The 21,613-nt window shown below is 44.4% G+C and carries 16 protein-coding genes; 13 read left to right on the top strand and 3 right to left on the bottom strand.

Annotated elements, in window-relative coordinates; translation table 11 throughout:
• Positions 1-25: 25 nt before the first annotated feature.
• The 8 genes from CTER_RS03420 to CTER_RS03385 all read left to right on the top strand — a co-directional run bounded on the left by CTER_RS03420 (position 26) and on the right by CTER_RS03385 (position 7,979).
• On the top strand, positions 26-946 hold the full coding sequence (locus tag CTER_RS03420) for a dihydrodipicolinate synthase family protein (protein ID WP_004623695.1): 921 nt from the start codon (positions 26-28) through the stop codon (positions 944-946).
• Between the two features lie 38 nt (positions 947-984).
• On the top strand, positions 985-1,872 hold the full coding sequence (locus CTER_RS03415) for a carbohydrate ABC transporter permease (RefSeq protein ID WP_004623724.1): 888 nt from the start codon (positions 985-987) through the stop codon (positions 1,870-1,872).
• Between the two features lie 22 nt (positions 1,873-1,894).
• Entirely contained in the window at positions 1,895-2,752 is an 858-nt protein-coding gene (locus CTER_RS03410; RefSeq protein WP_004623723.1) for a carbohydrate ABC transporter permease, read from the top strand.
• A gap of 146 nt (positions 2,753-2,898) precedes the next feature.
• Positions 2,899-4,218 (top strand): ABC transporter substrate-binding protein, encoded by a 1,320-nt coding sequence (locus CTER_RS03405; protein WP_004623755.1) that lies wholly within the window; start codon positions 2,899-2,901, stop codon positions 4,216-4,218.
• 85 nt (positions 4,219-4,303) lie between these two features.
• On the top strand, positions 4,304-5,815 hold the full coding sequence (locus CTER_RS03400) for an FAD-dependent oxidoreductase (RefSeq protein ID WP_004623772.1): 1,512 nt from the start codon (positions 4,304-4,306) through the stop codon (positions 5,813-5,815).
• A gap of 135 nt (positions 5,816-5,950) precedes the next feature.
• Entirely contained in the window at positions 5,951-6,934 is a 984-nt protein-coding gene (locus CTER_RS03395) for a ribokinase (protein WP_004623684.1), read from the top strand.
• A gap of 2 nt (positions 6,935-6,936) precedes the next feature.
• Positions 6,937-7,554, top strand: a complete 618-nt coding sequence (locus CTER_RS03390) for an SIS domain-containing protein (protein WP_004623720.1) — start codon at positions 6,937-6,939, stop codon at positions 7,552-7,554.
• Between the two features lie 11 nt (positions 7,555-7,565).
• Positions 7,566-7,979, top strand: coding sequence for an RbsD/FucU family protein (locus CTER_RS03385; RefSeq protein WP_004623714.1), 414 nt, complete (start codon positions 7,566-7,568; stop codon positions 7,977-7,979).
• A gap of 121 nt (positions 7,980-8,100) precedes the next feature.
• Here CTER_RS03385 and CTER_RS03380 read toward each other — a convergent pair whose 3' ends face one another.
• Positions 8,101-11,250 carry a glycoside hydrolase family 2 TIM barrel-domain containing protein gene (locus tag CTER_RS03380; RefSeq protein WP_004623739.1) on the bottom strand — a complete coding sequence of 1,050 codons (3,150 nt, stop codon included), beginning with the start codon at positions 11,248-11,250 and terminating at the stop codon, positions 8,101-8,103.
• A gap of 99 nt (positions 11,251-11,349) precedes the next feature.
• The gene (locus CTER_RS03375; RefSeq protein WP_004623768.1) at positions 11,350-12,444 is read right to left on the bottom strand and encodes a GntR family transcriptional regulator; all 1,095 of its coding nucleotides are present in this window, start codon (positions 12,442-12,444) and stop codon (positions 11,350-11,352) included.
• Positions 12,445-13,187: 743 nt separating this feature from the next.
• Between CTER_RS03375 and CTER_RS03370 the strand changes: the two genes are divergently transcribed.
• From CTER_RS03370 to CTER_RS03360, 3 genes are read left to right on the top strand one after another with little or no spacing between them, the layout of a single operon-like run.
• Positions 13,188-14,114 carry an ABC transporter permease gene (locus CTER_RS03370; RefSeq protein WP_004623686.1) on the top strand — a complete coding sequence of 309 codons (927 nt, stop codon included), beginning with the start codon at positions 13,188-13,190 and terminating at the stop codon, positions 14,112-14,114.
• Positions 14,115-14,148: 34 nt separating this feature from the next.
• Positions 14,149-15,018, top strand: coding sequence for a carbohydrate ABC transporter permease (locus tag CTER_RS03365; protein ID WP_004623687.1), 870 nt, complete (start codon positions 14,149-14,151; stop codon positions 15,016-15,018).
• Positions 15,019-15,071: 53 nt separating this feature from the next.
• A complete protein-coding gene (locus tag CTER_RS03360) occupies positions 15,072-16,751 on the top strand; it encodes a type 2 periplasmic-binding domain-containing protein (RefSeq protein ID WP_004623756.1) in 1,680 nt (559 codons plus the stop codon).
• Between the two features lie 132 nt (positions 16,752-16,883).
• Here CTER_RS03360 and CTER_RS03355 read toward each other — a convergent pair whose 3' ends face one another.
• Positions 16,884-17,747: an AraC family transcriptional regulator gene (locus tag CTER_RS03355; protein WP_004623740.1), complete on the bottom strand. Its 864-nt coding sequence runs from the start codon at positions 17,745-17,747 to the stop codon at positions 16,884-16,886.
• A gap of 279 nt (positions 17,748-18,026) precedes the next feature.
• Here CTER_RS03355 and CTER_RS03350 point away from each other — a divergent pair, with 279 nt between their 5' ends.
• Together CTER_RS03350 and CTER_RS03345 are read left to right on the top strand one after the other, a co-directional pair.
• Positions 18,027-19,931 (top strand): sialate O-acetylesterase, encoded by a 1,905-nt coding sequence (locus CTER_RS03350; RefSeq protein WP_004623696.1) that lies wholly within the window; start codon positions 18,027-18,029, stop codon positions 19,929-19,931.
• Between the two features lie 70 nt (positions 19,932-20,001).
• A complete protein-coding gene (locus tag CTER_RS03345; RefSeq protein ID WP_004623717.1) occupies positions 20,002-21,612 on the top strand; it encodes a mannitol dehydrogenase family protein in 1,611 nt (536 codons plus the stop codon).
• Position 21,613 lies beyond the last annotated feature (1 nt).

Genomic DNA, 21,613 nt, shown 5'->3' with positions numbered 1-21,613 from the left:
TATACAGAAATGGAGTGAAGTTATAGTGGAAAATAAATTTCCGGGTGGGGTTTGGCCGGTCATGCTGACTCCTTACAATGAAAAGCAAGAAATTGACTATAATGCGCTGGAGCAACTTGTTGATTGGTACATAAAGGAAGGTGTATCAGGGCTGTTTGCAGTTTGTCAGTCGAGCGAGATGTTTTATTTGAGTCTTGAGGAGAGGATCAAACTGTCTAAAGAAGTTGTAAAAGCTGCGGCAGGCAGGGTCCCGGTTATAGCTTCAGGTCATGTATCCGATTCCTTTGAGGATCAGGTGACAGAAATCAATGAAATAGCGAAAACAGGTGTGGATGCGGTGATTTTAATAACCAACCGCCTGGCAGGGGAAGATGAAAGTGATGAAATATGGCTGGAAAATTGCAAAAGACTTCTGGAAAAAATAGACCCGGACATACCGTTAGGCTTCTACGAATGTCCTTATCCGTATAAAAGACTTATATCTGTTGAAAATATAAAGTGGTGTGCCGATACCGGCAGGTTTTTCTTTCTGAAGGATACTTGCTGTGATACCGGGGAAATCCGGAAAAAGCTGAAGGCAATAGAGGGCAGTAATTTGAAACTGTATAATGCCAACAGCTCCACGCTGCTTGAGTCCTTGAAGGACGGAGCTACCGGATACAGCGGAGTAATGGCCAACTTTCATCCGTCATTGTATGCCTGGCTCTGTAAAAATTATGAAAAAATCAGCGCCGAAGACCTTTCGGATCTGCTTACAATTACATCACTGATTGAGCGTCAGTATTATCCGGTAAATGCAAAATACTATCTTAAAACCTTTGAAAACCTGTCCATGACGACGGTGTGCAGGGTAAAGGAGGAAGATGGACTTACTGAAACCTTTAAAAAGGAAATTTCAGCACTGAATAGGATTTCAAAAAACCTTATTGTCAAGTATGTGGATTAAAAGGCTGCAAAAGGCTATATAGGGGGGAAGGTATAAATATGAGCGGGGCAGTTAAAGCAAATAAAAAACTAAATGAAGAAAAAATATTGGCAGTTGTATTTTTAGCGCCGGCATTGATTTTGATATTATGTATGACTGTAGCACCTATCTTCTACGCAATCAATACCAGCCTGCATGCAACGGAGTATGCGCAGATAAAAGAGTTTATCGGCCTGCAGTACTACAAGGAAATACTGGGGTCGGCAAAAGGATGGTATTCCATATTCAATTCGGTTACGTATGTTTTAATGTCCTTGATCCTGGTTATTCCTTTGGGAACAATCAGTGCAGTATTGCTGAACAAAAAGATTGCAGGGAGGACAATCATCCGGACACTGGTGATCATACCCTGGGTATTGTCGCAGACGGTTACGGCTCTGCTGTGGAAATGGCTGCTCAACAGCAACTATGGTCCTGTAAGCTATATATATTATTCCATCACAGGCCAGAAGGTCGACTTCTTTAATACACCTCTGGCAGCCAAGTTTACTGTTGTATTAGCCAATGTGTGGAATTCCTTCCCCATTGTTTTAATCCTGATACTGGCTGCCCTGCAATCAATATCCTCTGAAATTTATGAGGCGGCCCAGGTGGACGGTTCAACCAAACTGCAGACATTCTTCAAAATAACGCTGCCGCTGCTGAAGCCTACAATACTGACGGCGGTTGTGCTTCAAAGCATGGAGTATTTCAACATGGTTACTCTGATATATACCCTGACATCGGGCGGACCCTTCGATGCCACTCAAACCGTGAGTGTACTGGCATTTAAGGAAGGCTTTGACTACTGGCACCTGGGGTATGGCTCTGCCAGCAGTATCATAATACTTTGTCTCAACATGCTATTCAGCATTTTTTACATGAAAATCCTCAGAAAAAAAGACTAGTGATGAAAGAAGGGAACAGAAGATGGCAAAAGGTTACTCAACCATGGGAAAGGAAAAGTTCAGCATATCAACTATAGTTACATATATAGTTTTGCTGTTGTTTATTTTTGTCATGATAATTCCTATTTTCTGGGGATTAATGACATCCTTGAAAGGGACCGGAGAGATTAACAGATTTCCGCCCACAATTATTCCAAGTGTACTGGATACGACAAATTATTATAAAGTATTGTTTTTATCAAATTTTACAACCTACTTTAAAAACAGCGTACTTGTAACGGTTCTATGTGTTTTTGTCTCAACAGTCATAGCCGGGCATGCAGCATATGCAATTTCCCGTTTCAATATAAGGTTTAAAAACCAGCTGATGTTTGGAATACTGATGACCAGTATGGTTCCTGCTGTGGCACTGCTGATTCCGCTCTATATAATGGGCGTAAAAACCGGAATTTACAACACCAGGTTTATGCTGGTACTGGTATACACTTCCTGGAGAACACCAATGCTGACATGGATACTGAAAGGGTTCTTTGACTCGGTACCGCTGGCAATTGAAGAAGCGGCAATGATCGATGGCTGTTCGCGGCTCAGAACTTTTTATACTATCGTCATTCCGATGTCACAGCCTGGAATTGTGTCAAGCGCATTACTTACAGCGGTTTATGTGTGGAATGATTTTCTTGTATCCTTCAGTTTTGTAACGAATGAAAAGCTTCGAACCGTGTCGGTTGGTCTTTATTCCTATATTACGCAGTATGGGGTCCAATGGGGAGAACTTCTGTCTGCGGTCATGATAACAATCATTCCGATAATTATTCTGTTTGTTTTACTGCAGAAAAAGTTCGTGGATGGAATGGCTGCCGGGGCAGTCAAGGGTTAGAACCTGTTTCATGTCAGCTTGTGTTTGGCATTTTGATTGGATTTCGCACCAAAATGACGAGCGCAATGGGATATTAAACAGACTTTTGAGTGTGAATTAAGGCTGGATGCTTTAATTATAATTTAAAGGGCAAAGGAGAATAAAAAATGAAAAGATTAGTTAGTGTAATACTCGTATTAGTGCTGGTCTTTAGTCTGGCTGCATGCGGAGGAAACTCAAACGGAAACGCTGAAAGCAGCAAGACAGGTTCTGAACAAAGTTCGTCAGGTTCTGCCGTGGCAGAAGGGTCGGATTTAACTCTTTGGATTTTCTTGAATCCCGAATCCCAGGAGGATCCAAGAAATGTTGTTTTAAAAAACATAGTTGACAACTACAATAAGAATAATGCCATGAAGAATACCGTTAAGGTTGAGAGTATTCATTACAGCAAGTTTGAAGCTCAGGCTATCCAGGCGGCGGCAGCAGGCACCGGACCCGACATAATCAACGTGTACACCGATATGCTGAAACAGCATATCGCAGGCGGAACCATCCAGCCAATGACAAAGTACGCCGAGGAATTCATACCCACCCTGGAAGGATATACTTATTCTGCAGACAGTTTGAAAATCAATAATGAAATATATTCGCTGCCATGGGAGAGCAGAACCTTTGTATTCTGGTACAGAAATGACATATTCAAGGAAGTGCCCACATCTCTCTCAGGTCTGTCCAAACTGGCAGGTGCACAATCAACAGCTCTGGCACAGGGTTTTGTCATAGGGCTGTCGGATGGTTCAAAAGGTGCGAGCTTTATGGAATCCTTTGTTCCATTCATTCGCTCGGCCGGAGGTACATTATTTGATGATTCGGGCAAAGCGGTATTCAACAGTGATGCAGGCGTACAGGCTCTGGATTATGTAAAGAGTCTGGTGGACTCCAAGGCAATGGACAAGTCGACATTAAGTCTGGGAGTTGATGAGATAATAGATGCATTCAAGGCAGGAACAATACTCTCCTGCAATGCAGGAACACAAAGAGCGGCTGCTATAAGAGCATCCGAGCTCAACGACAAAATTGTATCGGCACCTATGCTGGGTTTCAAGGATAATGAACCAAGTCCGGCAGTGGTTGCAGGACAGAGTTTGGGTATTGGAAAGTTCTCAAAGAACCCCGAAGCCTCATTTGATTTCATAAAAGCATTCTTCACCAAGGAAAGCCAGGTTGACTGGTTGAAGGCAAAGGTTCTTCCGGCGCTTAAGACGGTATATGACGACCAGGAAGTCAAGGGCATGGCAAACTATGATGAATTGCTTACCTGGAATGAATATGCAAGCAAAGGAAAAGTTGAGTTCTACCCGGCAGATTATTCCGAGTTGTCGGTGAAACTGGTTCAGGCAGCGCAGAATGTCATATTCGGCGGCAAGGATTCAAAGACGGAACTGGACAATGCTGCAAATTGGTATAACAGCAAAAATAATAAATAAGTTGGTCCGGGAATGCACTTATACGGGAAAGTGTAAGTGCATTCCCAGGAAATAAAATATTAATGGAAGCTGGGGAAGTGTGAATATGAATTATAAAGAGAATTATGATGTAATAGTAGTAGGAGGCGGCCCGGCGGGAATCATGGCAGGTCTGGCTTCGGCCAGGGTTGGAGCCAGCACGTTGATAATTGAAAGAAACGGTTTTTTGGGTGGTGCTGCTACTAATTCCGTTTTAGGCCCTATATCTCCGTTTCATTTTGGTGATGAGCAGGTTATAAATGGAATTCCGCAGGAATTCATAGAAGAGCTGGTCAAGGTCCACGGCAGCACCGGACATTTAAAAGCGCTGGACGCATATGGCAGCGGAGCATATCTTGGTTTTTACGACAGGGAAAAATACAAATATGTGGCTGAAGAAATGCTTGTTAAGGCAGGAGTGGATATATTCTTTCATGCTTTCATCAGCGAAGTGCAAAAAGAGGGTGACAGGATTACGGGAGTTACTGCCATAACAAAAGCAGGCACCAAAAAATTCGGCGCCAAAATTATTGTTGATGCAAGCGGGGACGGGGATGTGGCTGTTATGGCCGGAGCCGGCTATGTGTACGGAAATGCCCAAACCGGCAAGGCACAGCCCGGTTCATCAATGTTTGAAATGGTGGACGTGGACACCGACAGGGTATATGAATATATTTATCAGAATCCCGGGGACTTTGAATGGAAATCCGATCTGGTTCCGGTAAGGGAGTACAGCGACAGGTTAAAGCAGCACTATTTTGTAGCCCAGGGATTTAAAAAGCTGGTTAAAAAGGCTGTTGAAGCAGGAGATCTGTGCTTCGGAAGAGACAGTGTAATAGTGTTGAACGGTATCCATCCCGGCAGCATCCACTTTAATGCCACAAGAGTGACGGGCTATAATTCTGCAGACCCTGTTGAAAAATCCATTAGTGAAATTGAAGGAAGAAGGCAGATAGAGTCTGTTTCGGAATTTATGATCAAGTATGTTCCCGGCTTTGAAAAGGCATATGTAAGTGTTACAAGCAACGAAGTAGGCGTACGTGAAACAAGGCATATAAAAGGCCTGTATATTTTGACCGCCGAGGATGCCGGAGAAGGCAGAAAATTTGAGGACGTGGTTTCCAGAGGGTATTTCCCCATGGACATCCATAATCCGGACGGCGTAACCGGCTATACCGAAGGTAATAGCGGTGGCTGCTGGGTGGATTTGAAGGATACCTATGATATTCCCATCAGGTGTCTGATACCTGAAAAGCTGGATGGAATGGTTTTAAGCGGAAGATGTATTTCAGGAACAAGCGAAGCTCACGGTTCATACCGTACCCAGGGCGGTATTATGGGAATCGGTCAGGCATCCGGAGTCGTTGCGGGCTTATGTGCCGTGAAGGGTGTGGAACCAAGGAATATAGATGTAAAGGAAGTACAGCAAAAGCTGGTTGAGTTTGGAGCATCGGTTTGGCGTGATGAAGAAAAGAAGGCTAAAGAGGAAGCCCATGCCACAGAGTGCGTAAAAAAATACATGAGCAGACGTGACAAGTGTATTACAAAAAAGGAAGTTATGGACCAATATTATAAGTAGTACCGGATGCAATACATGAAATTCATAAATACTCCTAAATTAAGCGCCTGAAGGAATATTCTTTTGGGCCGGTTTTTTAGGATAAATTTATTCACAATATCTAAAAAATTATAAGGCAAGGCAGGGGGGAATTATATGAAGATACCCAGGATACTGGTAGTGGGAAGCTTTGTAATGGATTTGATATACAGTACTTCAAAGGTTCCCGGTGAGGGTGAGACGGTAAATGACGGACTATCGTTTGCTTCGGCACCTGGGGGAAAAGGTGCAAACCAGGCTGTTCAGGCCGCCAGGCTTGGCATGGATGTGACCATGGTGGGCAAGCTGGGACAGGACATGTTTGGGGATGAGCTTCTGAAAGCTGTTGAAAGTGCCGGTATAAACGCCGAAGGGGTTATCAGAGACCCCTCCTGTTCATCGGCGGTAAGTAATGTGGTATTGGAAGTGGTGCCGGGCAAAAAAGCCAAAAACAGGATAATAGTCGTACCCGGTGCCAATATGTCACTGACTGTAAGTGATGTGGAATTCTTAAAGGATAAAATTTCACGGTATGATATGGTAATCCTGCAATTGGAAATACCATTGGAGGTAAATAAAAAGGTCATTGATTACGCATATGAAAAAGGAGTGCCGGTAATGCTCAACTCTGCTCCGTATCAGCCTCTTGACGACGACCTTCTCTCCAAACTGACATATATTTCGCCCAATGAGCATGAGGCGTATGGTTTGACAGGAATTAAAACTACCGACGGGGATGGCGGAATAGATATAAGCAAGGTTGAAATGGCCGCCAAGGTTCTGCTGAACAAGGGTGTCAAAAATGTGATAATAACACTTGGCAGCAATGGTGTGGCATTTATGAACAGGGATATGTTCATTGTCAAACCCTGTGTGGACATTGTAAAGGTAGTTGATCCCACGGCAGCGGGGGATTCCTTTACGGGAGCATTCTGTTCGGCGGTGTGTATGGGCATGACTATGGAAGAAGCCCTTGATTTTGCCAACTATACTGCCACCATTACGGTTTCGAGAATGGGGGCAATAACCTCTCTGCCGGTTATTCAGGAGGTAAGGGATTTAATGAAAAAGGATAATTACATTGGAAAACGGGGGGTGTGATTATGGATCAGACATTGGATGACGTATTAAAAAATTTTGTTGACATTTCCATAAGTGAGATAGAAGCCTTAAAGAAGGATATAAGCCTTGAGGTTTATAAAAAGGCCATGGAGCTCATAATGGATGCCGAAGAGCATGGGAGCAGGGTACATATCACGGGAATCGGAAAGCCGGGGCATGTGGCGGGCTATGTAGCCTCCCTGCTGTCGTCTACCGGCACTCCTGCTTATGAGCTCCACGGTACCGAAGCAGTTCACGGTTCCTCGGGCCAGGTAAGGCCGGGAGACGTCGTGATTGCAATATCAAACAGCGGTGAAACCTCCGAGCTTAAAGCTACTGTGATGACACTGAAGAACAATGGGGCAAAAATTATTGCGGTTACCGGTAAAAGGGACTCCTGGCTGGTCAGAAATGCCGATGCCTTCCTGTATGCGGGGGTTGAAAATGAGGGCGATCCCCTGAACAGGGCTCCCAGGGCGTCAATACTGGCAGAAGTGTTCGTGCTTCAGATATTGAGCCTGCTGCTGCAGTGTGAAAAAAATATTACGCCCCAGCAGTACGTTAAGTGGCATCCGGGAGGAACTCTGGGACAGCTGAGAGAAGATGAAAAGGACAAATAAAGGAGCGGACTATGCTTAAAACAGCTTGTATAAATCCCGGGCTGGCAGGACTTCTGGCAGCATGCGGGCATGGGGATAAAATTTTGATAGCCGACGGAAACTATCCTTTGGAATCAAACACGGGAGGGAATACCAAAAAGGTATATCTTGGATTGACACATGGTGTTCCTACTGTGACTCAGGTTTTGGAGGTCATTGATAAAACTCTTGCCATTGAAGCCGCAGAGGTAATGGTTCCCGGGTCGGGAGAGGAACCGGAGATATTCGGTGAGTTCAGGAGTATCCTTACCGGGGATGTAGTACCGGGAAAGCTTGACCGGTATGAATTTTATGAAGCATGCAAACAGGATAATGTTAAAATAGCAGTTTCAACAGGTGAAAAGAGGGTGTTTGCCAATATACTGATCACTGTGGGCGTTGCATAAATAGATAAACTTTGTTTATAACACATACGCTTTTGAAAAGTATTCCCGGCGGGTTTGTTTAGTTGCCCTCCGGGAATACTGCTGTTAAAAGCCTGATAATCAGGGTGCTTTAGAATTCAGCCTACCTGTGGAACTGCAGCCAGGCAAGGTCGATGCTGTTGCCGGGAAGGAAAATCAGGGATACCGTCTTTTTACCGGTAACCGTATCTCCCAGTGGAAATACTGCGCTTGTGTAATCCTCGGAACCATCCGCAAATATCACTTTTTGAAATTTTTCTTCTTCACCGGTAAATACAATTTGAATGGAATTGCTTGGTAATTCCGATCTCCAGCTCAGGGCGACACTGCTTGCGCCGGTATCACCAAAGTCCATATTTTCATATATGATGGAAACATTGTTTCCGATATTCTCAACCGTACCGGCATTGACCCTGAAAGAATCCCCGTAAATAGTATCGTATTCCGCGGCAGAAAGTTTTTGAAAAGCTTTTATGTACTTTTTAAAGGAAAAGCCCTTGATATGGACCTTTTCCCTGAATACCAAACACAGGGTGGTTACGCCTCGCAAACGCCTGGGAAGCTTATAAGTCACTTCCTGGTAGGTGTTCCAGACAGAACCCTTGTCGTAGGCTGCCGTATAAAGCAATTCACCGCCTTCGGAAGGCATCCCTTCCCAAATTTCGAAAGTAAACGGCTCTTTTCCAAGAGGAAATAACGGCAAGGTGATTTCATCCGAGCCGTAATCTCCAAAGTCCACATCTTTGAAGCCCACGTGACTTTCACCGCTGCGCAGGGTTGCAATACCACGCTCGTTGCCGTTGGTGAGTTCGGCATTGCTGCAGTTGCATAGCCCTGCCGACACAAAGCCGTAAGGATCCAGGAACGCTTTACCCATACCTGTAATATTGATCACCTGCTGTGATATTATTGTCACATGTCCGCGCCCGTTTCTGGCAGCGCAGCGTACATAGACCCTGCCGTCGCCCTTTGGAATTACTGTTGCGCTTTTGCCGTCCCCGGCAGCCTTGAGGGTGGCCAGAGGACTGTCTATACCACCCACATCGGTCAACCGCCAGTACAGGTCGCCGTATGTTGCATTCTCAGGGAAAATCCGTGCGGTAACAGTGTAGTCATGTACCGACAGTTCGATTTTCCGTATGGGAATATCATTGTCATTCATTGCCGCAGATATGTGAGGCGGGTCGTCATTTTCACACTTCACGACAGCTAGAAGCCTACCGTTAAACAACCGCCTGCTGTCCGTGCGGTATTGGTCGTAATCTGTGGAGTCGCCGTTGTCCAGGGTCAGAAGTTCCCCTCCCTTTACCGAGATGCGGACCCTGCAGTTGGCATTCTCCACACAGTTACCGTTCCTGTCTGCAGCCGTAATGGTTATAAATTCAAGCTCTCCAAACCTTTCACGCTGGATTTGAAGACTTTCCGCGTCACCAAAGGAGCTTCTGCACTCTTCTGCAATTACATTGCCCTGTTCATCATAGGCCACCGCCCGCAAGGTTCCGGGCTGGTAAGCCATTTGCCAGCTGGCTGAAAAACGGTCTTTGAGGGTTACCGCACCCAGACTTGCATTGTTGAAAAACAGCTCGATCTCCGGTGCATTTGAGTAAACCTGTACATCTATGATTTGCCCCGGTGAAAAATCCCAATAGGGGAGGAGATGTACCATGGGCGCTTTCCTATAGTCGGTCCAGGCTGCCTGGAACAAATAATAGGAATCTTTGGGGAAACCTGCCGTGTCAATGTGTCCAAGGTAAGAGTTCTTTGTGTGATATGGAGTGGGCTCGCCGAGATGGTCCTGTCCTACCCATACGAAATGCCCCAGTGAATACGGCGTATCCAGGTCAAATTTTACACAGGCTTCAACGCTTCTGGCTCCCCAACTGGTTGAACTGTTGCCCAGAGCCGAACACTGCAGGTCATCGTCGGCTAAAATGGACTTGTTGAGCGGGAAGTGATAAACTCCACGGCTTTGCACGGTGGAGCAGGTTTCGCTGCCATAGATGATCCAATCGGGATGTTGTGTGTGATGATTATCATAAAGCGTCTCACCGTAGTTGTAACCGATGAGTTTAATTATATCGGCGCATTTCTGGGTATTCTCCCAGGGCATATAATTGGAGCAAAGAGTCACAGGCGCATGCCCCTTGTGGTCGTGCTTCCTTACAAGCTCAATCAGGCGGTTCATGGTTTCGGCTCCGGCCCGGGCATCCAGATGGGTATCGTGAATCTCATTGCCGATGCTCCACAGGATGATCGAAGGATGATTTCTGTCCCGGCGTATCCAGGATGCCACATCTTTTTCAATCCAGCCATCAAAGAACCTTGCATAATCATAGGTATTCTTGGGTTGTTTCCACATGTCCAGAATTTCCGACATGACCAGAAAGCCCATTTCATCGGCAATATCCATAAATACTTTGGCAGGAGGATTGTGCGCGGTACGCAGCGCATTCACACCCATGCTGCGAAGCAGAGTCAGCTGCCTGCGTATGGCATCCGGGTGCACCGCCGATCCCAGCGAACCCAGATCGTGATGCAGGCATACACCTTTAAACTTAACAGGCCTCCCGTTGAGGAAAAAGCCCTTATCGCTTGTATAGTCAATGGTGCGGAAGCCGAAACGGGTATGCTCCACATCGGTGATAACGCCGTCCACCAGTAATTCGGAGCGCAAGGTATACAGCTGCGGATTATCAATGTCCCATGGCAGGATATCGTCTCCTGCATCCAGCAAAGTGTGCCTGACCTCATATGGCCTGCCGCAGGTTTCCACCTCGGCATCAGCCTCGAAAAACCATTGGTTATCCCGTTTGCCGGTAGTAATATATATACCGTCCGAAACAAAATGGCTGGCATTTTTAACCTTTAAAAACACATCCCTGTATATGCCGGCACCTGTGTACCAACGGGAATTGGGGGACTTATAGTCCACCTTCAGCAGAATTGTATTATTTCCTTCTGAACGTAAGAAATCGGTTATATCGTATTCAAAGGCGGTATAGCCGTACTTCCATTCCCCCACCTGCCGGTCGTTTACAAACAGCGTGATGTCCATATAGACACCGTCAAAACGGAGGAACAGTCTCTGCCCGTCCTGGAGAAAGCTGGTGTCGAATTCACGCCTGTACCAGCCCAGACCGTTTTCATACAAATTGTTTACATCATAAATCAACCAATCGTGGGGTATTTCCACGGGTATGAAGTTTTTGGGCTGGCCTTTGGCAAACATCCAGCCATCATTAAATAATTTCATGTTAACCTCCATGAGCCATATTATGGCTTTGAGCCGCATTGCGGCTACAAAATGTAATGAAATCCTTTCACTCCCTCATCCGCTATAAGGCGAACAATGTTATTCAGTCACATTTTCTTTCTCCAATTGCCGGACGGAACCGCGTATTTGCAGCTGCGGCGAGAACAGGACGTTCTTTCCCTCCGATCCGTTAATTAAAGACAATAGAAGTTTTGCGGCAGCCTGGCCCAATTCCTCCGAAGGATGGTTAATGCTGGTGAGTGAGGCGATCTTGGCCGGCTCCGAATTATCGATTCCCACCACAGAGAGATCTTCGGGGATATTTCTGCCGTTTTGACGCAGATAGTCAATAAGCCTTAAGGCCATATGGTCGTTAAAACACAGAGCTGCGGTGCACCCGGCCAGCTGATCCAGAAATCGGCTCCCGTGCAGCAGCTGCTGTACACTCTCCTTTGAATACCAGAAAATCCGGTCCTCCCGGATCGGAATGCCATGCTCCTTCAGTGCCCTGACATAGCCCAGGTAGCGCAGGTGCCCCTGCCTGTTGATGTGTGAGAATATGCCCGAAATATTGCGGTGCCCCATACTTATAAGGTGCTTTGCCGCTGAATATCCCGCCATAACATCATCCAGGCTTACATATGGAATGGACAGCTCGGAGTAGAACGAATCAATAAAAACCATAGGCGTTCCCGCTTGTATTAGAGAATTGTACAAATCAAGATTTGCACAGGGCAAGGCACTCCTTGTGGGAACGATGATCAGGCCGTCAACACGCCTTTCAGCCATAAGCTGCAGAGCCCTGGCCTCGGTTTCCACAGAGTTGTTGGTAGATGCCAACTGGACGGCATAGCCGCAGGAGGAGAGAACACCTTCTATGCCGCGCACGATACTTGGAAAAATATAATTGTCCAGATATGTAGAAATTATGCCAACCGTCATGGTACGTTCCCTATCAAGGGAAGGCGGGTTAGGTTTGCGGGAGGAGACGTAGGTACCGCTGCCCTGGATCCGGGAGATATAACCACGCTGCTCCAATACCTCCAGTGCCCGGCGCACGGTTTGACGGGAAAAGCCGAACTTTTCTCCAAGCTCGGTCTCGGACAGAAATTTATCATTTGGCTTGAATGCTTCGGTGGAAATCTGTTCAACTGTCCACTCAACAATTTCCATATACTTGGGGGTGTAAATCATAGGTTCCTCCCTTTTATTCCTGTAATTTTCAAATAGCACAACAAGTTAATTTAATATTTCTATTATAAAGTATCATTTATTATAAATACAAGTACTATATTGTTGTAATTACAACTAATAGTTTTGTTGAAGTGCAAGTAAAGAGAATGTCGGAGAGGGATGCCAGTTAAAATGGCCAATGACCGCAAATTATAGGATATTTGATTTACAAATAGTTGTATTGACAAGTAAAAATAATATGGCAAAATGTGAATTGTTTTAAAAAACCTGTGCCATATTGTGGTACGGGTTTGAGAATAGAAACGAACACGCTTATGATTTTGTATTAAAAACTTATTAAATATGAAAAGGGCTGTCAAATAAAAGCCAAAACATCTTCAAAAATTATCAATATAACAACATAGCAACTTTTGCAAGTCAAATGACAATATAAGCATATTATTTATTACACGAAATTGTTATTATCTGAATATAGGTGACTAATTGTAAGCTATCTCTGGGGGTGTTAAATCGCTTGAAGAAAGTTTTGTGCTGATATGTGCAATTGCGCAGGGGCAAAACCATAAATTTGCAAAAGATGCTCAGGTTTATGATTATTATTGCTATCTTGCAGCAGGAAAATAGAAGAAATTTTATGCAATATTTTTATGTATTATTTTATGAAGCTTATTTGTACAACCGGCCTCCGGGAGTACAAGTTTCCACTCTCTGTTAATTAAAAAATAAAGAAAAGGGGTGCACCTTTGTCTGGAAATACACAAAAACTCAAAAACTATTTAAAACGTTACTGGACACTATATCTTCTGCTTGTCGTGCCTATCGTATATTTTCTTGTGTTCCGTTATGTACCGATGACTTACATCCAGATAGCATTCAAGAAATACAGTATAGTGCAGAGTCCCTGGGAAATGCCCTGGGCGGGCAACCATGGTTTCGAGTACTTTATAAAGGCCTTTGCAAACAGGGACTTCATTTTTGCATTGCGCAATACGATTTTACTCAACCTGCTGGATCTGGTGATTGGATTTCCGGCTCCCATTATACTGGCATTGCTGCTCAACGAGCTGACCTTTGCAAAGTTCAAACGGGTTACCCAAACTGTTGCATACATGCCTCACTTTCTTTCATGGATCATCATCTCGGGTATGGCATTGCAGTTATTTGCACCAAGTACGGGTCTTCTGAATATCATGCTGAATCATCTGGGGGTTGAATCCATTCCCTTCCTCAATGATCCGAAGTATTGGGTAGCGACTTACATATTGCTGGGAGTATGGCAAAGTGTGGGCTGGAACTCCATCATATACCTGGCCGCACTTACGGGAATCAATCCCGAACTGTATGAGGCTGCTTCAATCGACGGAGCGGGACGCTTCAAAAAAATGTGGTATGTAACACTGCCGGGCCTGCGTCCTACTATCATCGTTCTGCTTATTATGAATCTGGGACGTATTCTGGGCAGTGAGTTTGATAGACCATATGCTTTAAGAAATGCTCTGGTTGACAACGTATCCAATGTTATCTCAACTTTCGTATATACTAACGGTATCCGTGGCCTTCAATTCTCTTTAACTACTGCGGTGGGACTGTTTCAGTCTGTAGTCTGTGTTATTTTCCTCATCGGGGCGAACTCACTTGCCAAGAAATTCGGTGAACGCGGTATTTGGTAAGGTATAGCATAATATTTGAAGGAGGATATACAGAATGATTAAATCAAGAAGTACCAAATTAGGTGACTGGATAATAGCTTTCATATGCTTCCTGGTTATTTTAGTTTGTCTTTTACCGCTGGTTAACATTGCGGCGCGTTCTCTCAGTGCATCGGAAGCCTTGATCAAAGGAGAGGTCACACTATGGCCGAAAGGCTTCAATACCAATGCCTATAAATTGGTGTTCAACGACAGCAAATACGTCTGGTCACTTGGCTGGACTGCAATATTAACATTTATTTGTACGGTGGTATCCATGGTTATGACAACCATATGTGCCTACCCGCTCACTTATGACAAGCTCAAAGGACGGAAAGTAATCAACACCTTGATTATCTTTACCATGTATTTTAATGCAGGTACAATACCGAACTATCTGCTGATGAAGGATCTGGATCTCATTAACAAGCCTCTGGTGTTAATAATTCCAAGCTGTCTGAGTGTATTCAATATGATCATAATGCGCAGCTTCCTGTATGGGATACCCGACAGCCTGCGCGAATCTGCAGAGATAGACGGTGCAGGGCCCATACGCACCCTTGTCAGCATCTATTTGCCTCTGTCTACCTCGGTAATAGCAACTCTCTCACTTTTCTATGCGGTGGGACGCTGGAATGGTTTTTCAGATGCACTGATATATATGGGTAACAGAAAATATTATCCGATTCAGCTTCTGCTGTACAACATCATCAATAGCATTAACAATATCGAGGTTTCAGCTCAGGAGGGCTTTGCCAACCCGGGTCTCTCGGACGGCATTAAAGCGGCGACGGTCATATTTGCCACAGTACCCATCCTGCTGGTATATCCATGGCTTCAAAGGTATTTTATCACCGGTGTGACCATAGGAGCAGTAAAGGGTTAGTTTGTATTTAGACATAATATGTCTAATTATGATAAATTAAAGGAGGATTTTATATGAAAAGAGTACTTTTAGTTTTATTGGCCTGCCTTCTTGTGATTACCAGTTTGGCAGCCTGCGGTTCCAGTGATTCCACAGCTACATCAACCGCCGGTTCATCAGCGGCTGTGAGCAGTACCGCAGACGGCTCGGCGGCAGGTGCTGAAGGCCTGCCTGGAAGATTTGCGGAAAAGAAATCCATCACTGTTGAAGTATTTGACCGTGCTGTAGATGGTGGAACAAAGGCAGAAGATAACTTCTATACCAATTGGATTAAAGAAGGAATGCTTCGCGACTATAACGTTGAAGTTAAATTTATTCCGGTACCCCGTTGGACCGAGCAGGAACAGATGAACAATCTCCTTGCTGCCAACAATGCACCTGATGTTTGCCTTACCTACAGTTATCCAACTGTACAGACCTATGCAAACATGGGCGGTATACTTGACCTGGCACCGCTTCTCGAAAGCAATAAGCAATTACTCCCCGACCTGTACTCTCTGGTTGGTGAAGAGAACATGACCTGGGATAAGGACCCTGACAAGGGAACAATTTGGGCTATTGAGTCCATGCTTTTCCAGAACAAACGTATCAACACTTTTGTTCGTGAAGATTGGCTGAACAAACTGAACATAAAAGAGCCGACAACTATTGAAGAGTTTGAAGCAATGCTGAAGGCCTTCCAGAGCAATGCTAAAACATTACTCGGAGCTAACGCCGACAAGATAATTCCTTTCCTCCTCAGCGTAGATGTAGGCTGGAATGCTGATCATTTAATAACATCCTATATCCCTGACAGCTTTGTAAACTCAGATAAGGATTATTATATTAACGGTTTTGACGACAGACACTTATTGGCTCCGGGCTATAAGAACGGAATCAAGAAGCTCAACGAATGGTACAATGCAGGTTTGATCTGGAAGGATTTCCCCTTGTATCCTGCCGGAGACAAGAATATAGACAACCAGATGAAAGCCGGATATGTCGGAGCAATGATACATAACTGGGATTATCCGTACCGCGGCGGAGATGACAGTATTATTGCAAATATGAAGAAGACAGTTGGACCTGATGCGGCATTTATCGCAGTAGAGCCCTTCAAGAATGACGCAGGGGTATACAGAAAATTGCTCAGCCCTCCGATTGACCGTAAAATCTTCTTCCCGGCAACAAATAAAGAACCTGTTGCATCATTGCTGTATCTCAACTGGATAAGCAAACTCGACAACCGCAAGTTCCTCCAGATCGGAGAAGAGGGTGTTACTCATGAAAAGACTCCGGACGGCTTAATAAGGACAATAGCTACTACTGGAGATAAATACATGAATTCTCCTAATAATATCGATTACACTATGACAATAAACGGTCTGGATCTTGGCGATCCCGATTTGACAATGAAATCCGTTGCTCTGGGCTACGCCGGAGTAGATGCGAAATATGTTACAAAAGCATATGAACTCACCAGCAAAGATGCTGTTATCAGTAAACATATCAATGTAGGCGAGATCAAGGCAGAAGAAGGAATGGGTCCGGCACTTAAGGAAAAACGTGATAATATGCTGACTCAGGCCGTAACTGCAAAGCCGGACAAATTTGACTCCATATATGACAACGCATTTAAGGATTTCCTTACTTCAGGCGCTCAGGCTATAATAGATGAACGTGCAGCAAAATATGAAAAGTACTACGGTAAATAATTCTTATATTTTACTATGAGATAAAAAATAAAAGAGCTGCTTCACATAAGGAGAATTGTTGTGAAGCAGCTCTTTTGTTTAGAAATTTGAAATCATAGCTTATTGTGTTTTACCGGCGGAGTTGTGTACTTCTTATAAATCCTGTCTGAAGTTGGAATAAAAATACTTTGGGGTAACACCGTATTCCTTTTTGAAGGCCCTGAAAAAGTTTGAATAGTCTCCGAACCCGCATTGCTTAAAAACCTCTGTTATGGGTATGCCCTTGAGGATCAGCTCTTTGGCGAGAATCAGCTTTTTTTGAATTATGTATTTATGAATGGTAGTACCCGAATGTTTCTTGAATTCTCTCAACAGGTGATACTTACTGAGGAATACGTGCTCCGAAAGAGCGTCTATGGTCAACTCTTCCTCAATGTGATTATTTATATATTCAATAATATCGGTAATCATATTACTTTTTTTAACATCGGCATCAGGTCTTATGCTGTTGTGTTGCAGAGCCATGCTGATCTGGACGAATAATTCCACAAAATATGCTTTGTAAAGAATATCGCTTCCTATACCTTCATAGTTTTCAATTGAAATGATTTTATGAAAAATTGACCTTATATTCTGCTGAAGGTCAAGAGACAATCTGATAACATAATCCTTTTTGTTATAAAAACATTCGGCCAAGTCAGTTTTATCGGTTGAAAGACTGTTCAGAAAGTTTTTATCTATCCATAAAACAATTCTTTCATAGGGAACGGTATGGTCTTTAACAATGAGCTGGTGGAGCTCGGTGGTATTGACGGGAACAATATCCCCGGGTTTCAAGGCATAGGTTTTGCCTTCAATGTAATAACTTACATTGCCTGAAATAAAATAGAAGCACTCGTAAAAATCGTGGTGATGCAGAGAAACCTTTTCAATGGTTGAATCTGAATAATAAAATATTTCATAGTCCTTTGCATGCATTTGCTGACGGGTTTGATAATCGTGATACCGCTTTTTCATATGCACCTCTAACTTTACTTTAAGGTAAGAAAATCTTTCGGCAGCCGGAAAATTTTCCATATAGCCTATGTATTATAATATAATTCTATCATAGCAATTATTGCAAGTCAAACGGCAATATAAACATATTAGTAGCAAGTAGTCATTAGTATAATTTATGTAAGGAAAAGCGTGAAGGCTTTCATTCTGGAGTGGTTTATATATTGACTGGGTTTTAATGGACAATAAAAACGCCCGGAAAAGACATTGGCAAAAAGTGCTCATTTAGGAGAGGTTAATATGGATAAAACACAGGATACAGGGAGTAAAGACAGAAGGCTTAAACTCCCGCGTTTGATAAGTGACGGCATGGTTCTGCAAAGAGGAACTGCCGTAAGGATATGGGGGTGGGCCGGGGCCGGTGAAGACGTAAGAGTTGAATTTATCGGCAAGTGTTACAAAAGCCGGGCCGATGAGGAAGGCTGCTGGGAGATCTTTCTGGAGGATTTAAAGGCCGGAGGCCCGTACGACATGGAAATCAAGGCTTCCACAGCCATAAGGGTAAGGGATGTCTTAGTGGGAGAAGTTTGGGTTTGTTCAGGTCAGTCCAATATGGAACTGCCCATGGAAAGAGTAAAGGATCAATATCCCGCCGATATGGTCAATTGCGATTACCCGCAGATACGGCACTTTAATGTAGCACTGAGGTATGAATTTAATACACCCCATACCGATCTTGCAGAAGGGAGCTGGGAGGCGGCAAGTCCGGAAACCATCAGGGGATTTTCGGCTGTGGGCTATTTCTTTGCCAGGGCCATCCATGAAAAGTATCAGGTACCTGTGGGTTTTATAAAGGCAGCCATCGGAGGCTCTCCAATTGAGTCATGGGTAAGTGAGGCGGCATTAAAATCATATCCTGAAGTTTTGGAAAGGCTTCTTCCATATAAAGACGGGGATTACATAAAAGAAGTTCTGACAAGTGATGAAAAAGCCACCAATTCATGGTATGCAAATCTGGATAAGCATGATGCAGGTATGACTTCCGGCGAATTTCCCTGGTATTCCGATGAAGTGGACACAAGTGGGTGGGAAGACATGGATTTACCGGCCAGGTTTGAAAATGAAGGTCTTGAGGGATTAAATGGAGCCGTATGGTTCAGAAAAGAAATAGAGGTTCCGGAAAATATGCTGAATAAGCCGGCCAGGCTCTGGCTGGGCAGGATAGTTGACAGTGACAAAACCTATGTAAACGGAAAGTTTGTCGGGGAAATAACGTACCAGTATCCCCCGAGAAAGTATGATATCCCGGCAGATTTGCTGCGAAAAGGCAAGAATACCATCACGGTAAGGGTCACAAGCAACAATGGAAATGGTGAATTTATTTCCGGCAAGCCATATATGCTGACAGCCGGAGGTCATATCATTGATTTGACCGGTCAATGGAAATACAGGGTGGGAGCAGTTTGCGGTCCTTTGCCCGAAGCCACTTTCATTCAATGGCAGCCAACGGCTTTGTATAACGGGATGCTGGCCCCTCTTACAAATTATACCGTCAAGGGTGCGCTGTGGTATCAGGGTGAGTCAAATACCTCAAGGCCGTCGGAGTACTTCAGCCTTATGAAGACCATGATTGAAAACTGGAGACAGGAATGGAAGCAAAGTAATCTTCCATTCATATTTGTACAGCTACCCAACTACGGAACAGCCGATATACTGCCCTCTGAAAGCCAGTGGGCCCAGCTTCGCGAAGCCCAGCTTGATTCACTGCAGATACCCGGCACTGCCATGGCTGTTGCTATTGACCTGGGTGAGTGGAATGATATGCACCCGCTGCGTAAAAAAGATGTGGGAGAAAGGCTTGCACTGGCTGCCCGGAGTGAGGCATATGGTGAAGAAATAATTTCTTCCGGCCCAATATTTAAGGATATGAAAATAAAAAACAACAGGATAACAATTGAATTTTTCAATATAGGAAGTGGATTAAAGGCCGGAAATGGCAAGGAGTTGAAACATTTTGCCATAGCAGGTGACGATGAGATATTTAAATGGGCTGAAGCCAGGATCGAAGGTAACACGGTAGTAGTGTGGAATGACAGCATCTCAATGCCCAAAGCGGTGAGATATGCCTGGGCCGACAATCCGGAAGCTGCCAATTTGATAAATGAAGAAGGACTGCCGGCATCGCCCTTCCGCACAGACAGATGATAATGCCGCTATTGACCCTTAAAACCGGGTGGAATATAAGAATTGCTAAAAAATTAATTTGGAGATAAACATGGAGTTGAACAGAAAAAGTTTGGAGAACAGCTTTTGGCAGCAGGCAGGTTTTGAAATACCGAAGTTTGATATGGAACAGATGCTGGATAAAACATACGAAGCGCCGGTATGGGTTCATTTTGGAGCAGGGAATATCTTCAGAGGTTTTATTGCCGCACTTCAGCAGAAGCTGCTGGAGGACGGAAAAGCGGAAAAGGGTATAATTGCGGTAGCTCCTAATGATAATATGATAATTGAAGAGATATATAAGCCGTCGGACAATCTGACTATTTTGGTACATCTTCTTCCTGACGGCACTCTGGAGAAAAAGATCATAGCCAGTGTATCTGAAAGTCTTGTGGGAAATACCGAGGTAACTGCCGACTGGCAGCGGCTGAGTGAAATTTTCTGCAAGTCCTCGCTGCAGCTTGTAAGTTTCACTGTCACTGAAAAGGGCTATGGGCTGACAGATATATCGGGGGATTTTTTAACCTCAGTCAAAGAGGATATACAGAACGGTCCTGAAAGTCCCAGAAGCCTTGCGGCAAAAATTGCTTCGCTGCTTTACCTCAGGTATAGGGCGGGAGAATTGCCCATAGCACTGGTAAGCATGGATAATTGCTCTCACAATGGAGATATCCTTAAAGAGTCAATAAAAACTATGGCTGCTTATTGGCTTAAAGGCGGGTTTGTTGAGGAGGGCTACCTTTATTACATTGATAATCCGGAGAAGGTGGCTTTTCCCTGCACAATGGTGGATAAAATAACCCCCAGGCCTTCGGAGGCGGTGGATAAAACTTTGCAGGAACTGGGGATCCAGGGCACCAAAATAATTTGCACTGCAAAAAATTCATATCTATCCCAATTTGTAAATGCAGAAAAGCCTCAATATCTCGTTGTTGAGGATAAGTTCCCAAATGGCCGCCCTCCTTTGGAGGAGGCGGGAGTCTATTTCACAGACAAAGCCACCGTAGACAAGGTTGAAAAAATGAAGGTTACAACCTGTCTGAATCCATTACATACAGCCCTGGCTATTTTCGGATGCCTTCTGGGATACAGGCTCATAGCCGACGAGATGAAGGATAAGCAGTTGAAGAGACTTGTGGAAAGAATGGGGTATGAGGAAGGAATGCCTGTTGTTGTCAATCCCGGTATAATTGATCCTGCCGGATTTATTGATGAGGTTTTGAAGCAAAGGCTGCCAAATCCGTTTATTCCCGATACACCGCAGAGAATTGCCTGCGATACCTCGCAAAAAATTCCGGTACGCTTCGGGGAGACCATTAAAACATATGTTAATCATTCCACACTGGATGCTGGAAAATTGACGTTTATACCTCTTGTTATAGCCGGCTGGTGCCGTTATCTTATAGGAATAGATGATTCGGGCGATGAGATGGAGCTAAGTCCAGATCCCATGCTGGATGAACTCAGAACGTATATCCAGGGAGTAAAGCTGGGGAGCGCCGATACTGCCGGAAACTGTCTTAGGCCCCTGCTTTCCAACGAAAGGATTTTCGGATTGGATTTGTATCAGGCCGGCCTGGGAGGCAAAATTGAAGGCTTCTTCTGCGAAATGCTGGAAGGCAGGAATGCTGTCAGAAAAGTTCTTGAAAAGTATGTTATATGAG

Source organism: Ruminiclostridium cellobioparum subsp. termitidis CT1112, from assembly GCF_000350485.1.
Classification (GTDB): domain Bacteria; phylum Bacillota; class Clostridia; order Acetivibrionales; family DSM-1351; genus Ruminiclostridium; species Ruminiclostridium termitidis.
Note: the sequence above shows the minus strand (reverse complement) of the source record. Positions and strands in the feature narration are given on the sequence as shown.

Bases quoted from the DNA above. Each gene is read 5' to 3' on its own strand.
- CTER_RS03345 (WP_004623717.1), top strand. From the start codon at position 20,002: ATGGAGTTGAACAGAAAAAGTTTGGAGAACAGCTTTTGGCAGCAGGCA.
- CTER_RS03400 (WP_004623772.1), top strand. From the start codon at position 4,304: ATGAATTATAAAGAGAATTATGATGTAATAGTAGTAGGAGGCGGCCCG.
- CTER_RS03375 (WP_004623768.1), bottom strand. From the start codon at position 12,444: ATGATTTACACCCCCAAGTATATGGAAATTGTTGAGTGGACAGTTGAA.
- CTER_RS03410 (WP_004623723.1), top strand. From the start codon at position 1,895: ATGGCAAAAGGTTACTCAACCATGGGAAAGGAAAAGTTCAGCATATCA.
- CTER_RS03395 (WP_004623684.1), top strand. From the start codon at position 5,951: ATGAAGATACCCAGGATACTGGTAGTGGGAAGCTTTGTAATGGATTTG.
- CTER_RS03380 (WP_004623739.1), bottom strand. From the start codon at position 11,250: ATGAAATTATTTAATGATGGCTGGATGTTTGCCAAAGGCCAGCCCAAA.
- CTER_RS03355 (WP_004623740.1), bottom strand. From the start codon at position 17,747: ATGAAAAAGCGGTATCACGATTATCAAACCCGTCAGCAAATGCATGCA.
- CTER_RS03405 (WP_004623755.1), top strand. From the start codon at position 2,899: ATGAAAAGATTAGTTAGTGTAATACTCGTATTAGTGCTGGTCTTTAGT.
- CTER_RS03360 (WP_004623756.1), top strand. From the start codon at position 15,072: ATGAAAAGAGTACTTTTAGTTTTATTGGCCTGCCTTCTTGTGATTACC.
- CTER_RS03365 (WP_004623687.1), top strand. From the start codon at position 14,149: ATGATTAAATCAAGAAGTACCAAATTAGGTGACTGGATAATAGCTTTC.
- CTER_RS03390 (WP_004623720.1), top strand. From the start codon at position 6,937: ATGGATCAGACATTGGATGACGTATTAAAAAATTTTGTTGACATTTCC.
- CTER_RS03415 (WP_004623724.1), top strand. From the start codon at position 985: ATGAGCGGGGCAGTTAAAGCAAATAAAAAACTAAATGAAGAAAAAATA.
- CTER_RS03385 (WP_004623714.1), top strand. From the start codon at position 7,566: ATGCTTAAAACAGCTTGTATAAATCCCGGGCTGGCAGGACTTCTGGCA.
- CTER_RS03350 (WP_004623696.1), top strand. From the start codon at position 18,027: ATGGATAAAACACAGGATACAGGGAGTAAAGACAGAAGGCTTAAACTC.